Below are 14,956 nucleotides of genomic sequence, written 5' to 3' on the forward strand. Positions count from 1 at the left end.
AATAACATGAAAACGAACATATATCTGTTGACTTTTTATGTATAATCCTGTAATATAAATTGGAAATACAAAAAATAATAAGTTTCACTTATTCAGAGCTATGGAGGCCAGTGACCGAAGAAGTAGCAGCAACCTATTCAATTAGGTGCTTATCACGAGGGGTAAAAACCCATCAATAAGGAAGAAAGTCAAATAGGCGCTATTCCTTAGGAATGCGCATTTTTTTATCTAATATGTTTCAGAAAACTCCCTCTTCAAAGCGTTAAGTGGGAGATGAATAAAACTCACATTTTTTCTTTAAATTATCTATAAATAACATGCCCTCGTATATCATTACATGATGTAATATAAGTATAGATTATCGATGTAAAAGGAGGTGGGTAACGTGAATGAAACCATGAAAGGTTATGTCTATAGACTTAAACCTACAACCAAACAAATCAATCTCATCAACCAAACATTTGGATGTGTCAGAAAAATGTGGAATCTACTCCTTTTAGAACGAAAGTCCATCTATGAACTTTATGGAAAGTATCCAGAACTACTAAACAGTCATGACTATCTGAATCCTAAACGTATCAAAGAAGAATTTCCATATATGTATGATGTCAACTCCCAAAGTTTGACTACTGCATGGCTACATTTGAAACAAGCCTATCGTAACTTCTTTAACAAATCTCATGATGAACCAAGATATAAATCTAGACATCACCCTATACAGTCTTATACAACCCATACCACCAATGATAACATCCGTATTGAAGGTACTTATCTTAAACTTCCTAAACTAGGACTGGTTAAGATTAAACTGCATAGAGAGTTACCTCAAGGTTCTATGGTTAATCAGCAACCATCAAGAAAGATGGAAAGCATTACTATGTATCTTTAAGAGTTGAATATGAACCATTATCACAACCAGAGAAAACATTAGAAAAAGCAATTGGTCTAGATTATACACTTCAAGGTCTCTATATGGATAGCAAAGGACACAAAGCATCTAGATGTTTAGCAAATACCTATGATACATCATTTGGCACATTCACAAGATATCTTGAGTATAAAGCAAAGGATTTAGGAAAGACCTTGATCAAGATTGATCAATATTATCCATCAACAAAGACCTGCAGTCAGTGTGGCGAAGAGCAAGATATAAAACTCTTTGAACGCACATACTCTTGTGTATGTGGACAAAAGATGGATAGAGACCTAAATGCAGCGATTAACATCGGTGTTCAAGGTCTAATAGCATATGTAACAAAAGCGTATGGAACAGACGCAATAGCTTGGTAAATTAATAGATATTGATCTGTTTTACCCAAGAAGCCCCCACTTCTAATGATGTTCATTAAGTGGTGGGAGTAGTTCACGAAAGGAAGATAAAAAATGAGAAAATTATTTAGTAGTGAGTCCGTAACAGAAGGACACCCAGATAAAGTAGCAGACTTTATTTCAGATTCTGTTTTAGATGCCGCATTGGCACAAGATCCAAATTCAAGAGTTGCTTGTGAAACAGCAGTAACCACACATTATGCATTATTGCTTGGTGAAATAACAACCAATGCAAAAATTGATTATAAAAAAATCATTAAAGATGCAATCCGTTATATTGGTTATGATAAACCTGAATATGGTTTTAACACACATGAAGTCGAAATTGATGTTCGCTTAAATCGTCAATCTCCAGATATCGCTTTAGGTGTCGACGAAAGTGACAGTAAAGAACAAGGTGCTGGTGATCAAGGTTTAACTTTTGGCTATGCAACCAATGAAACAAGTACGTTAATGCCACTACCAATTCATTTGGCACATCGTTTGGCTGAACGCTTAACATTTGTGAGAAAAAACAACATCATTAAAGGTCTTAGACCAGATGGTAAGACTCAAGTGACTGTTGAATATAATGAAAAAAACCAACCAGAAAGTATTCACACAGTTGTTCTATCGACACAACATGAACCAACTTGGATATTAGAAGATCTTAAAAAAGAAATACATGAACATGTGCTAAAACCTATTTTAAAATCTTATGATACATCAAACACAATCTATCAAATCAATCCTACAGGAAGATTTGTTATCGGTGGACCAGATGGAGATGCTGGACTAACGGGAAGAAAGATTATTGTTGATACATATGGTGGATATGCGCGACATGGTGGTGGAGCATTCTCAGGAAAAGATGCATCAAAAGTTGACCGCAGTGCAGCATATATGGCTAGATATATTGCCAAAAATGTTGTTGCTTCAGGTGTTGCTGACCAATGTGAAATTCAAATAGCTTATGCAATTGGTGTTTCGAAACCAGTAAGTGTTTTGGTTGATACGTTTGGCACAGAACGTGTACCAGTAGATAAAATCTATGAAGTTATCAATAAGCATTTTGACCTAAGACCAAAAGCGATTATTGAAGCCCTTGATCTTAAAAAACCAATCTATGCTCAAACAGCGGCATATGGTCATTTTGGGCGAAATGAAGATACTTTTACATGGGAAAGAACTGATAAGATTGCATTCTTTAGAGAACTGTTATAAAATAGTATCGGTGATGATATGAAAGAATTGGTTAAACTAGAAGAAAAAAGACAAAAAATACTAGCTGATTATCGAAAAGAGCAAAAAGTTGCAATCATTTTAATGCTCGCAGCAATCGCTTTTGGAGCACTAGCATACTTCTTTGAAACATTCTTTTTTATATTTACAGCTTTTGCAGCAATCATAGCATTTGTTTTTTTTGGTAAAGCAGTTGTTCATTTGAACTCTTTTAAGAAACTTGTTAAAGAAGAACTTATCATGATGTTATTAAAACAACAGTTTGAAGATGTCTACTATAATCATAAAGACTACATTCCCAGTTCAAGAATTGTTCAAACCGGAATGGTCAAAAGACCAGACAGGTTTCATGGAGAAGATTATATTAAAGGATCTTATAAAGGTGTTAAGTTTGAAGTTGCTGATGTCGACTTAAAAGAACGTGTTGAAAGAAGAGACTCTAAAGGTAACGTTTCTGTTTCATATCAAACCTATTTCAAAGGACGTTGGTATATTTACCAATTTGGAAGAACATTTAAAGAAGTCTTAAAAATTGTTGAGGGTAGAGGTTATCAAGTCAACACGAGAGGACTCGTTAAGGTTGATACTGAAAGTATAGAATTTAATAAAAAGTTCTCTATATATGCATCAACACAAGAATATGGATTTTATCACATTACATCAAGTATGATTGAGAAATTTCTTGAACTTGAAAAATTGCATCGTGGATCAATTCTATACTATTTTTCAGGAAATGAACTCCACATTGGTGTAAATGATCGTAAGGATTATATGGAGCTTTCACTAAAAACTCCAATTAATGAAGAGTCACTCAAATCCTTTATTTCTGATATTGATCTAATTCCCGCAATCATTAATGAGTTGCGGTTAGATAGTTCTAAATTCAAAAGTTCGCTCTAGAAAGGAGAAATAATTATGTTAGAACCTTATCAAATTGCTTTAATTGTAGTAGGTATATTATTACTTCTTATTGTAGGATGGCTCATTAGTACCATCAATGCATTTAGAAGAATGTTAATCAAAATCGATGAATCAGAATCAAGTATCGATGTTGCTTTAACAAAACGCTTTGATTTATTGTCAAAAATGTTTTCTGCAGCTAAGGGCTATATGAAACATGAGCAAGAAACATTAACAAAGGTTGTTGCAATGAGACAACCAGCACATGCTGCACCAATGGCAGAAAAACAAGAATTTGCAAACGAGGTTGCTAAAGGGTTATCTGCAATCAACGTCGTGGTTGAACAGTATCCAGACCTAAAAGCATCACAAAACATTCTTAAACTTCAAGATGCTTCTATGGAAGTCGAAGAAAACCTTCAAGCAGCAAGAAGAGTTTATAACTCAAATGTTTCATATTATAATCAAAAGGTTGTTGTTTTTCCTAGCAATATGGTTGCGAACTGGAAAAAATTCGAGAAACGTGCATTCTTTGAAGCAGAACCATTAAAAAGAGAAGACGTTAAGTTTGATTTCTAATAGGACGCTAAAGCGTTCTATTTTTTTACATTTTCATCATGCTAACAAACAAAGTAAAAATGATTTATTTCTACACATAAATCATTTCTATTTTTTTGCTGTATTTAAAAATTATGTTAAAATCCCATAAACAGGGAAATCTCTTGTAAAAACAGCCCTATTATAGTAATATAATAAAGAACGTAAAGGATGTGTATCTATGCTAAAAAAGTGGTTTGATCCAAGTAAAAAAGAACTGAAAGAAGCCAAAAAAATAGCTGATGTTGTTTTTTCCTTAGAGGAAGAAATGACAGCAAAAACAGATGAAGAATTAAAAAACAAAGCTAATGAGTTTAAAGAACGTTATGCAAACGGTGAAACTTTAGATTCTATGATGGCAGAAGCATTTGCTGTCGTAAGAGAAGCTTCTCGTCGTGTAACTAAACTTTTTCCATATTATGTACAAGTATTAGGCGCAGTAGCAATCTTCCACGGGAACATTGCAGAAATGAAAACTGGTGAAGGTAAAACACTAACTGCAGTTATGCCTGCTTATTTAAGTGCAATTAATGGCGAAGGTGTTCATATTGTTACCGTGAACGAATATTTGGCAAAACGTGAGGCGGAAGGAGAGATCGGAGATCTTTTCCGTTTTTTAGGTTTAACTGTAGGGCTTAACTTAAGAGACATCACAAGAGAACAGAAAAAAGAAGCATATGATTGTGATGTGCTTTATTCTACAAATAGTGAATTAGGATTTGACTATTTGCGTGACCACATGGTTTTATATGCTAAAGACATGGTTGCTCAACGTGGTTTAAATTTTGCAATCATTGATGAGGTTGACTCGATTTTAATTGATGAGGCAAGAACACCACTGATTATTTCTGGTGGATCTAAAAATAATCACAATCTTTATCAAGCAGCAGATCGATTTTCTAAATCACTTCGTGATGAAGATTTTGAAATCGACCTAGAGTCAAGAAGTATTGCTTTAACACCATCAGGAATTAGAAAAGCAGAACAAATTTTCCAACTTGAAAACTTATATGACTTAAAACATGTAACGTTAGTTCATCATATTAACAACGCACTTCGTGCTGTACATATTATGGCTAGAGATAAAGAATATATGGTCGACAATGATGAAGTCTTAATCGTCGACCAGTTTACCGGTCGTGTTCTAAGAGGACGTCAGTTTTCTGAAGGTCTTCATCAAGCACTAGAAGCTAAAGAAGGCGTTAAAGTAAAAAAAGAAACCGTAACGGTTGCTACAATTACTTATCAAAACTTCTTTAGAATGTATAAAAAGTTATCAGGGATGACAGGTACTGCAAAGACTGAAGAAGAAGAATTCCGCGATATTTATAATATGGATGTTATCGAAATTCCAACGAATGCACCAGTTATTAGAGATGACGCACCAGATTTTATTTACGCAAATCTAAAAGATAAATTTAATGCTTTAGTTGACGAAGTTGAAAAAAGATATCAAAATGGTCAACCTGTCCTTGTAGGTACGGTTGCTGTTGAAACTTCAGAAGATATTTCAAGAATGCTAAAAGCAAGACGTATACCTCATGAAGTTTTAAATGCGAAAAACCATGAACGTGAAGCTGAAATTGTTGCAAAAGCAGGTTTACAAGGATCTATTACGATTGCAACCAATATGGCTGGTCGTGGTACCGATATTAAACTTGGTCAAGGTGTTGTTGCATTAGGCGGTTTAGCTGTCATCGGTAGTGAACGCCATGAATCAAGACGTATTGATAATCAGTTAAGAGGTCGTAGTGGACGTCAAGGTGACCCAGGATACTCTAGATTCTATTTATCAGCTGAAGATGAGCTCATGTTAAGATTTGGCGGGGAAAGCTTTAAACGACGCATAGAAATGCTAGAAAGACTTAATACTTCAGGTGAACCATTATCATCTAAACTGTTTTCTAGGTTTGTTACTGGAGCACAAAAAAGAATTGAAGGGAATAACTACGATTCACGTAAAAACGTCTTAAAATATGATGATGTACTTCGTAAACAAAGAGAAATTATTTATAAAGAACGTCGTGATGTCTTAGTTTTAGAATCTATTGAAGACCAAGTTAGAACTACGATTACAAATAGTATTCATTCAACGGTTCAACAATTTGTTCATCAAGTTGGAAAAAACCAATTTGAAATTGACGATGATAACATTATCGCGACTTTCAACGGAAATATTTTCCAACCAGAAACATTAGTTAAAGAAACCATTGAAAAAATGGATGAAAAAGAATTACTAGATTATATCTTAAACATAGCAAATCAAGAAATAGATCGTAAAAAAGAACAAGTTCCTCCAGAAATTTTTAATGAATTTTTAAAGGTTGTTATGTTACGTGTCATCGATACATACTGGATGCGTCATATTGATGCAATGAGTGAACTTAGACAAGGTGTATCACTTCAAGCGTACGCACAACAAAGTCCACTTGTTATCTATCAAAAAGAAGGATTGAGAATGTTTAATGACATGATTAGAAACATTTCTAATGATGTCACAAGATATGCAATACGTGCTCAAATCCAATATAACGTAGAAAGAGAAGCTGTTGTTAAAAACACTTCAACCAATCAAGGAACAACAGATCAAAGACCGAAAAAACCTAAAGTAAGAAAAAATAGAGGACAACGCAATTTGCCTTGGCGATAAGGAGGGATTTTTGTGGAAACTTATGATGTAAACAAGTTCATATCGAACATGAATGAAAGCATTGAAGATTTAAAAAAAGCTTTGAATCCACAAAAATTAGAAAGTCAATATCGCGAGTTAAATGATTTGATGCAGCAACCTAATTTTTGGTCAGATACAAATCAAGCAAAAAAAATAACTAAACAAGCTACAGAAATTCGTCAAAAACTTGACGAATTTTCTGACTTAGAAAAACAACATAAAAATCTAGTAGATTGGTTTGAAATCAGTGAAGAAGGAACTGAAGAATGGGACGTTCTTGAAACAGATTTAGAAACGCTACAAAAAAAACTTAAAGCTTTTGAAATTAAAACACTATTAAATGAACCTTATGATGCAAATAATACGATTATAGAACTTCATCCAGGAGCAGGTGGAACAGAGTCTCAAGACTGGTGTGATATGTTATATAGAATGTATACCAGATATGCTCAAAAGAAAAACTTTAAAGTAGAACTTCTAGATTATCAAGCTGGAGAAGAAGCTGGTATTAAAAGTGTGACGCTATTGATTAAAGGTGCATACGCATATGGATATTTAAAAGCTGAACGAGGTGTTCATAGACTTGTTCGTATCTCGCCATTTGATTCCAATGCAAGAAGACATACTTCATTTGCATCTGTAGATGTCTTGCCAGAAATCATCGATGAAGTTGATGTTGAAATTAAAGATGAAGATTTAAAAATTGATGTTTATCGCAGTGGTGGTGCAGGTGGACAATCAGTCAATACAACCGATTCAGCAGTAAGAATTACGCATTTACCAACAAACATAGTCGTCACATGTCAAAATGAACGAAGTCAACTAAAAAATAAAGAAGCAGCAATGAGCGTATTAAAATCAAAATTAGCACAAGAAGAAATAAAAAAACAAGAAGCTATCTTAAAAGATATCAAAGGTGAACAAAAAGATATTGCTTGGGGTTCACAAATCAGATCTTATGTCTTCCATCCTTATCAAATGGTAAAAGATCATCGAACCAACTATGAAGTTGGTAATGTTGATCTCGTCATGGATGGAGAACTCGATGGTTTTATCAATGCTTATTTAAAAGCAGGTGACACAGATGAATAAAGCAAAACGCAGAGAAATATTAGAAATCACAGTTGGTATCATCCTTCTGTCCTTAGGTTTCTATTTTTTCTTATTACCGCTTAGTTTAGTGATTGGTGGTGTAATGGGGGTTGCAGTCTTGGTTCAAGATGTGATTTCTGTTAGTTTATTTATGTATGTTGTTAATATTATCTTATTAATCATTGGAGCTTTAGTCTTAGGCAAAGTGTTTTTTTATAAAACAGTTTACGCAACCCTTTTATCTCCTACAATTATATGGGTTTTAGAATTAACGATTGATAAAAACTTCTTTATGCAACATATGACAGAAAGTCCTTTACTTGTAGCATCAGTATTTGGTGGCTTATTTGTAGGAGTTGGTTTAGGTATCGTCCTTAGAAATAACGCAACAACAGGTGGGATTGATGTCATTCAAAGAATTATGAATAAATACCTGAACATCCCTTTTTCAACAGCAATCTATCTAACAGATGGAGCGATTATTTTTACAGCAATGATTATTAATTTCCAACTAGGATTATATGCACTTGGCGCGATGCTCATGAGTGGATTAATTGTTGATAGACTAGCGATTGAAGGAAAATCAGGGTACACAGTCTTTATTGTTACAGATCATTGTGAAATGATGAAAGTACAAATTTATAAAAAATTAGAACGTGGTATAACAAAAATAAAAGTTGTTGGTGGATATTCAAATCTAGATAAAGATATGATGATTTGCACTGTCGATCGACAACAACTCTATCATTTTAAAAAGATTATTAAAGAAACTGATCCTACAGCATTTACATTTGTTACAAAAACAAAAGAAGCTTTAGGTCAAGGATTTAGTAGGGAGGAAGCCAAATGGTAAGTAGAAAACTAGGTATTTTATTTCTAATCAGTGTTGTCTTAGCTTTTTTTGCTGGTTATTACTCATCTAATGTCATTAATGAACCCGCACCAAATAATCGAAGTGATCTATTTAGTTATGTAACACGTTTAATGGATGAATACTACTATTATGATATTGATAGTCTTGATGAGCAACAAGCACTCATAGCATCCATTGAGGCTGCGATTAGAAGTTACGCGATAGCGAACAATGATCCATATACAAGATTAGTTTCCACACCACTTAATGTAACACCTAGAAGTGATGAGAAATTCGTTGGTATCGGTATTAACGTATCAACAGAAGGAAATCTTTATCGCGTTCAATATGTTTATCCAAATAGTGCTGCAGAAAATAATTTATATCCTAATGATCTAATCATAGGTGTATTAGAAGATGAAGCCATCTATTTTGAAGATTTGAGTTCTAGTCTTGAATCATCTACATATTTAGTTGGAGATGTTGATGATGAAAAAACATTAATTGTTGAAGATCCAGATGGCGTTATATCTCATGTCACGATTATCTATAAAGAAATTGAAACACCAACAGTTTTTGCAAAAGACTTACTAGAAGATAATATTGCATACTTAAGAATTACTCAGTTTTCAGGATATCAAGAAGGTATTACAGCAGGAACTGATCGAGTGTTTTTTGATCGCTTGGCTGAGTTAGAATCAACAATCTTGAACCAAAGTCCTGAAAATAAAACACTAATTCTTGATTTAAGAGATAATCCAGGTGGTGCATTGACTGCTCTACATAATCAAAAAAATACAAGTTCAACACTATTTCAAGGTATTACTCAACAACTCTTAAGAAGAGACCTTGATCAACCTCTATTTGAGATGATTCCAAAAAGTGGTGAAGGTAATATATTTTTTGGAGGACAAACAACTGCGAAACCATACGATATCAAAGTTCTTGTTAATGAAAATTCCGCATCTGCTGCTGAAGTATTAGCTGCAGCGTTAAATACGCGTGGTGGATACACACTTTATGGTTCACAAACCTATGGTAAAGGCGTTTACCAAAACTATATTTATTTAACCGATATTGGAGGCATAAGATATTCACTTGCTTTTACTGAAGGTGAATGGTTTTATGATGATGGTAAAAATGTATCAACAGATCCATTAGCGATTGAAACCATAGAACAAACCGGAATTCAAGCAATAGACATGCCTGTCTATGGCGGTGAAGTAGCATTTAATCAAATTTCACTTGCTTTAGTCAATTACCAAAATTTCTTAAACTATTTTTTTGACTTCTCTGGTGATGATCTTTTAAGGACTGATGGATACTTTGATTTGGCTACAGAAAATGCAATCATAGCCTTTAATACATTATATGACATCGAAAATGAATCGATTTTAAGTAAAAAAACTGCGATTCACATTCATCAGATATATATGAATGACATGTTTGATATCCATAAAGATGTTCAATTACAGAGTTTGATTGATATCATTAAAAATACATAAAGATTATGAAAACAATTACTGGAATAACAAAAAAATCTAAAAACTATGAAGTCTTCTTTAATGGAGAACTTTTAGTCGTTGAACCAGAAGTTTTTTTGAAGTATCGATTAAGTCCAGGAAAAGAGTTAGAGTTAAAAACATATAACGAGTTCGTCAAAGAAAATGAATATACTTTCTTTTATAAACTCGGGATTATTAAATTAAAAAGAATGTTAACCAGAAAAGAAATTAAGGATTTTCTCATCACAAAGGGAGCTTCGGAACCGATTGTTAAACAAGTTGTTCAAAAGTATATTGAAAGAAAGTATGTTGATGACTTTGTTTATGCAAAAGATTATATTGCACAAAAGAAGTATAGTGATGGACCTTTAGTTATTGAACACAAGCTAAGAGAAAAAGGTATAGATCCAGCCGTTATAGAAGATTTACTACGTCAAAACGATGAAACAGAAATACTTTTAGAGCTTATGCCTAAAAAAATGCGTTCAATGAGCAAAAAATCTAAAAAACAAGCACTACAAACGGTTAAAGGATTTTTTATTAGAAAAGGATTTCATATGGAAGCAGTTGATACAGCATTAAAAAATGCTTTAGAGTTTTATACAGGCAATGAATTAAGTCTAATTGAAAAAGATTATCAAAAACTAGTAAGAAGATATCAAACTAAACCAGATCATCAAAACATGCAATATGAAATCATTCAAAAACTATATGCAAAAGGTTATAAGATGGAAGATATTAAAAAGGTTGTTAAATCATAACGTTTTAAGATGTGTGGTAAAATCAAGCTAAAGTTAATCATTCAGGGGTGAAAAAATGAAACTATGGACAAATGGATTTTTCCATTCAATGGAAGATGAAACGACGGTCTATTTACAAATGGCGACACAAGATGGTGTGATTATCGGATTTGATGAGGACATCAAAGATTTAGCATTTGATGAAATCATCGATATGAATCAAGGTCATGTCTATCCTGGATTTGTTGATGCACATCTTCACTTATTAGGATATGGACAAAAACGAACAAGACCTAACTTTTATCATTTAAAGAAAAAAAATCAAGTTATAGAAGAACTTAAGAAAATCTTTCATGAAGAACCTTTGTTTGTAGAAGGTTATTTTGAATCTGGTGTAAATAAAGATGATTTAAATGCTATTTCAGTTACACAACCTATTTTATTAAGACATAATGATTATCACAGTTTAACAGTTAATAACGTCGTTTTAGCAAATGCAAAAATCAAATCTTCTACAGGTGTTTTAACAGAAGATGAAGCACAAAAAGCAATCGACAGTTTTCCAAAATACACAAAAGAAAAGCTTCAAGAACTTTTAATTGAGTCCATCCAAAGTCTACATCAATATGGCATTACTGGTGGACATAGTGATGATTTATATTACTTTAATGGCTTTGAGGAAACAGTATTTGTTTTTGAAAAAACATTAGATAAATTACCTTTTAGAGCACACTTATTAATGCATCATTTAACACTAGATGATTTTCTTAAATCAAAAAGACCTTTTCTTGATCAAAACAAATATCTTCAACTTGGTGCAGTTAAAATGTTTTATGATGGAACTCTATCCTCAAAAACTGCTTTGATGAAAAAACCTTATAAAAACACAAATACATTTGGGTTAAAGGTCCAATCCGACCAACAGTTTGAAAAGATGATAAAAAAAGCAAGAAAGCATCATTTACCGGTTGCTGTTCACGTTATTGGAGATCAGGCTACAGAAGATGTCTGCAATCTGTTAAAAAAACATCCCGTTGATGAAGGTCTTCATGATCGTTTAATTCATACACCATGGCTTGCAAAATCAACGATTGAGTTAATGAAAGAATTACCGATATCACTTGATATCCAACCACAATTTCTTTCTAGCGATCTACCGTGGGCGCTCGAGTTTTTAAGCGAAACACCAGAACTTTGTTTTCCTTGGAAGACATTAAAAGAAAATGGTATCAATCAAGCAGGTAGTAGTGATGCTCCTGTAGAAATACCGAACCCTTTGTTAGGCATTTATGCAGCGATTGAAAGAAAATCAGATCAAGACGCTAAAGTCTATTTTGAATCAGAGAAATTAAACAGGTTTGATGCAATCTCTTTATACACCATACAAGCAAATTTTTCTACACAACATCATAATAGAGGATACCTGAAAAATGGATATATTGCAGACTTATCAGTCTTTACCTATGATCTATTAACGACAGATATTGAAAACTATAAAAAAGATATCGTTGAAATGACTGTCGTTGACGAACAAATCGTCTATAGAAAGCAATTTGTCTAGGCGTAACATTTGATTTTAAGGCTAATATATTGCTAAAATAACAGCGTAAGATTGTCATGAGGGATGGAGTGTCAATGAAACTTGAATTTTGGTTAGACTATTTAAATCCGCTATGCTATAAGCAACATCAAAGCATCGAATTACTATTCAAAAAATATAAATTTAATGACCTTGAATTGCTCTATCGAAGTTATGAAATGATCCCTATGTTTGAACCAGAAGAAGGGTGCAGTTTTTATGATATCTTAGCGAAACATCATGTCATTTCACTAGAAGAAGCAAAAGATTTCTTTCCAGACCTATATGAATCATTAAAACCAGTCAAAGTAACTGATGTGCATCGACTTTCTCATTTAGCTAAAAAAAGTGATAAAGCTTTTGAATTCAATCAAAAAATTTTTAAATCTTATTATGAAGATAAACTTGACATTAGTCAAAAAAATATTTTAATGGATATTGCATTATCTATAGGACTAGATCAAAACCAAGTTGAGCAAGTTTTATCATCAACTATGTTTGAAGAAACAGTTAATTTAAATCGCGAGAATGCAATTCTAAAAGGTATTTTCGAATTACCACATATCCGTATTGATGGAAAAATACGCCTTAGTGGATACCACGATGATTCACAATTATTAGAAGCATTAATGAAGTCTTCTGCGCAGTTTAACAAGACGGATTACTGTGAAGGTGAAAATTGTGAAAGAAAGAAGACTCGCTGAGTCTTTTTTTAATGATATTATAGTATTTTTACAATTTATATGGTATAGTGTATAAGGTTTAAAGAATTGAGGAAAAAAATGAATATTTTATTTAATGAATTAGAAATTTTACAAGAAACGAAACAAGCGATTGAACATTTAGGATTAGTTGAGACAACATCCATTCAACATCATGCAATTCCAAAGATGTTAGAAGGAAGAGATCTAATTGGTCAAGCGCAAACAGGTACTGGGAAAACATTTGCTTTTGCCATACCTATTTTAGAACAAATCAATGTCAATGAAAAAACAGTTCAAGCATTAGTGATTTGTCCTACGAGAGAGCTAACGCTTCAGGTTTATAAAGAGTTTATCAAACTCATCAAGTTTAATAAGGATGTAAGAATTACATCTATTTATGGTGGAGAGTCTTATAATAAGCAGTTTAAAGCATTATCAGAACACCCACATATTGTTGTTGCTACTCCAGGTAGAACGATTGATCATTTACAACGTAAAACCATCGATTTTAGTTCACTTAAAGTACTAGTCATGGATGAAGCAGATGAAATGCTTAAAATGGGTTTCCAAGAAGACTTAGAAACCATTTTAAAAGATACACCAAAAGAAAGACAAACAGCATTATTCTCAGCTACGATCCCACCTTTTATTAGAAAAGTTGCACAACGCTATCAAAAAAATCCAGAAATCATTAAGATTGAAACACCGACCTTGACAGTATCAAAGACAGATCAACTTTATTACAACGTGAAAAAGTCAGATCGTGATCAACTTTTAGTCCGTATTTTGGATTTATATGATCCTGCATCAGCAATTATTTTCGCGAATACTAAAAAAGATGTTGATACATTATCTGCATATTTACAAAAACACAATTATGAAGCAGATGCACTACATGGTGATTTAAAACAGAGTCAAAGAGACTATGTCATGGGTCGCTTTAGATCAAAAAGATTGAAGTTCTTAATTGCTACTGATGTTGCAGCAAGAGGCTTAGATATTTCACATGTCGATATGGTTATCAACTATGAACTACCATTTGAAGATGAAATATATGTCCATAGAATCGGACGTACTGGTCGTGCTGGAGCTTCAGGTGTCTCCATTTCACTTGTCTATCCAAGTATGCGTGGAAAGCTTGCGATGATTGAACGTTTTATCAAAATCAAAATGGTTGAAAAAGAAATACCATCTGAAGAAGAAATTAACGTTAGAAGAGAGCAAAGAAATTATACGAAAATCATGGAAATGGTTTCAAATAATGAAGCAAACTATGATGAAGTCATTTCACAACTACACAAAGATGGTTTTGAAGATCAACAAATCATTTCTGCATTACTTTCAAAAGTGATGGACGAAAAGAAATCATATGATTCAGTTATTGTCCCTGTAAAGAGAAAAGCAGAAGATGATAATCGTAGAGAAAAAACAAATGATGGTAAGAGAAGAAAAACTGGTGCTTACAAAAATGCACTCATCAACTTGGGTAAAGAAGATGGTATTCGCCCAGTAACTTTACTCGATTATTTTAAGAAACATGTCGATTTATATCCTAAAAATATAGGTGATATTGTTATCTATCCAAAAGAAACAGAGTTTCAAATTCACCCAGCAGCGATAAAACGGCTTGATGAATTGAACAACAAAATGTACAACAACAAAAAAATAAAGATTATTATTCTTAGAAACAAATAATCAAAAAACATAGAAAATATGTCTAATTCATGTTACAATAAATATGAAATTCATATTTTTTATTTTTTTA

General features: G+C 32.9%; 13 protein-coding genes and 1 riboswitch. All 13 genes read left to right on the top strand.

The features are described from left to right. Positions 1 to 85: 85 nt before the first annotated feature. A riboswitch (SAM riboswitch) is annotated at positions 86 to 182 on the top strand. A gap of 203 nt (positions 183 to 385) precedes the next feature. The 13 genes from QJ521_RS07505 to QJ521_RS07565 all read left to right on the top strand — a co-directional run bounded on the left by QJ521_RS07505 (position 386) and on the right by QJ521_RS07565 (position 14,886). After that, positions 386 to 889 carry an RNA-guided endonuclease InsQ/TnpB family protein gene (locus QJ521_RS07505; RefSeq protein WP_282839840.1) on the top strand — a complete coding sequence of 168 codons (504 nt, stop codon included), beginning with the start codon at positions 386 to 388 and terminating at the stop codon, positions 887 to 889. An 83-nt stretch (positions 890 to 972) separates the two neighbouring features. Further along, positions 973 to 1,290: a transposase gene (locus QJ521_RS07510; protein ID WP_282839841.1), complete on the top strand. Its 318-nt coding sequence runs from the start codon at positions 973 to 975 to the stop codon at positions 1,288 to 1,290. A gap of 93 nt (positions 1,291 to 1,383) precedes the next feature. After that, positions 1,384 to 2,532, top strand: a complete 1,149-nt coding sequence (gene metK, locus QJ521_RS07515) for a methionine adenosyltransferase (protein ID WP_282839842.1) — start codon at positions 1,384 to 1,386, stop codon at positions 2,530 to 2,532. An 18-nt stretch (positions 2,533 to 2,550) separates the two neighbouring features. Beyond that, a complete protein-coding gene (locus QJ521_RS07520) occupies positions 2,551 to 3,450 on the top strand; it encodes a DUF3137 domain-containing protein (RefSeq protein ID WP_282839843.1) in 900 nt (299 codons plus the stop codon). A 15-nt stretch (positions 3,451 to 3,465) separates the two neighbouring features. Continuing rightward, the gene (locus QJ521_RS07525; RefSeq protein WP_282839844.1) at positions 3,466 to 4,029 is read left to right on the top strand and encodes a LemA family protein; all 564 of its coding nucleotides are present in this window, start codon (positions 3,466 to 3,468) and stop codon (positions 4,027 to 4,029) included. Between the two features lie 199 nt (positions 4,030 to 4,228). Continuing rightward, a complete protein-coding gene (secA, locus tag QJ521_RS07530) occupies positions 4,229 to 6,697 on the top strand; it encodes a preprotein translocase subunit SecA (RefSeq protein WP_282839845.1) in 2,469 nt (822 codons plus the stop codon). 12 nt (positions 6,698 to 6,709) lie between these two features. Continuing rightward, the gene (gene prfB, locus QJ521_RS07535; RefSeq protein ID WP_282839846.1) at positions 6,710 to 7,810 is read left to right on the top strand and encodes a peptide chain release factor 2; all 1,101 of its coding nucleotides are present in this window, start codon (positions 6,710 to 6,712) and stop codon (positions 7,808 to 7,810) included. Then, positions 7,803 to 8,663: a YitT family protein gene (locus tag QJ521_RS07540; protein ID WP_282839847.1), complete on the top strand. Its 861-nt coding sequence runs from the start codon at positions 7,803 to 7,805 to the stop codon at positions 8,661 to 8,663. Before prfB ends, QJ521_RS07540 begins: the two co-directional genes overlap by 8 nt. Continuing rightward, positions 8,657 to 10,168, top strand: coding sequence for a S41 family peptidase (locus tag QJ521_RS07545; protein ID WP_282839848.1), 1,512 nt, complete (start codon positions 8,657 to 8,659; stop codon positions 10,166 to 10,168). Before QJ521_RS07540 ends, QJ521_RS07545 begins: the two co-directional genes overlap by 7 nt. Positions 10,169 to 10,173: 5 nt before the next feature. Next, complete coding sequence (locus QJ521_RS07550) at positions 10,174 to 10,929, top strand: RecX family transcriptional regulator (RefSeq protein ID WP_282839849.1); 756 nt, start codon at positions 10,174 to 10,176, stop codon at positions 10,927 to 10,929. A 55-nt stretch (positions 10,930 to 10,984) separates the two neighbouring features. Then, positions 10,985 to 12,469, top strand: coding sequence for an amidohydrolase (locus QJ521_RS07555; RefSeq protein WP_282839850.1), 1,485 nt, complete (start codon positions 10,985 to 10,987; stop codon positions 12,467 to 12,469). A 74-nt stretch (positions 12,470 to 12,543) separates the two neighbouring features. Then, positions 12,544 to 13,191 (top strand): DsbA family oxidoreductase, encoded by a 648-nt coding sequence (locus tag QJ521_RS07560; protein ID WP_282839851.1) that lies wholly within the window; start codon positions 12,544 to 12,546, stop codon positions 13,189 to 13,191. 78 nt (positions 13,192 to 13,269) lie between these two features. After that, complete coding sequence (locus tag QJ521_RS07565) at positions 13,270 to 14,886, top strand: DEAD/DEAH box helicase (RefSeq protein ID WP_282839852.1); 1,617 nt, start codon at positions 13,270 to 13,272, stop codon at positions 14,884 to 14,886. Positions 14,887 to 14,956: the final 70 nt, after the last annotated feature.

Origin of the sequence: Peloplasma aerotolerans (genome assembly GCF_030012175.1) — a bacterium.
Taxonomy (GTDB): Bacteria; Bacillota_I; Bacilli_A; order Acholeplasmatales; family Acholeplasmataceae; genus Peloplasma; species Peloplasma aerotolerans.

What these genes read in the sequence shown, in the direction of transcription:
- QJ521_RS07510 (WP_282839841.1), top strand. Translation starts at nt 973, where the DNA reads ATGGATAGCAAAGGACACAAAGCATCTAGATGTTTAGCAAATACCTAT.
- metK (WP_282839842.1), top strand. Translation starts at nt 1,384, where the DNA reads ATGAGAAAATTATTTAGTAGTGAGTCCGTAACAGAAGGACACCCAGAT.
- QJ521_RS07520 (WP_282839843.1), top strand. Translation starts at nt 2,551, where the DNA reads ATGAAAGAATTGGTTAAACTAGAAGAAAAAAGACAAAAAATACTAGCT.
- QJ521_RS07525 (WP_282839844.1), top strand. Translation starts at nt 3,466, where the DNA reads ATGTTAGAACCTTATCAAATTGCTTTAATTGTAGTAGGTATATTATTA.
- secA (WP_282839845.1), top strand. Translation starts at nt 4,229, where the DNA reads ATGCTAAAAAAGTGGTTTGATCCAAGTAAAAAAGAACTGAAAGAAGCC.
- QJ521_RS07540 (WP_282839847.1), top strand. Translation starts at nt 7,803, where the DNA reads ATGAATAAAGCAAAACGCAGAGAAATATTAGAAATCACAGTTGGTATC.
- QJ521_RS07545 (WP_282839848.1), top strand. Translation starts at nt 8,657, where the DNA reads ATGGTAAGTAGAAAACTAGGTATTTTATTTCTAATCAGTGTTGTCTTA.
- QJ521_RS07550 (WP_282839849.1), top strand. Translation starts at nt 10,174, where the DNA reads ATGAAAACAATTACTGGAATAACAAAAAAATCTAAAAACTATGAAGTC.
- QJ521_RS07555 (WP_282839850.1), top strand. Translation starts at nt 10,985, where the DNA reads ATGAAACTATGGACAAATGGATTTTTCCATTCAATGGAAGATGAAACG.
- QJ521_RS07560 (WP_282839851.1), top strand. Translation starts at nt 12,544, where the DNA reads ATGAAACTTGAATTTTGGTTAGACTATTTAAATCCGCTATGCTATAAG.
- QJ521_RS07565 (WP_282839852.1), top strand. Translation starts at nt 13,270, where the DNA reads ATGAATATTTTATTTAATGAATTAGAAATTTTACAAGAAACGAAACAA.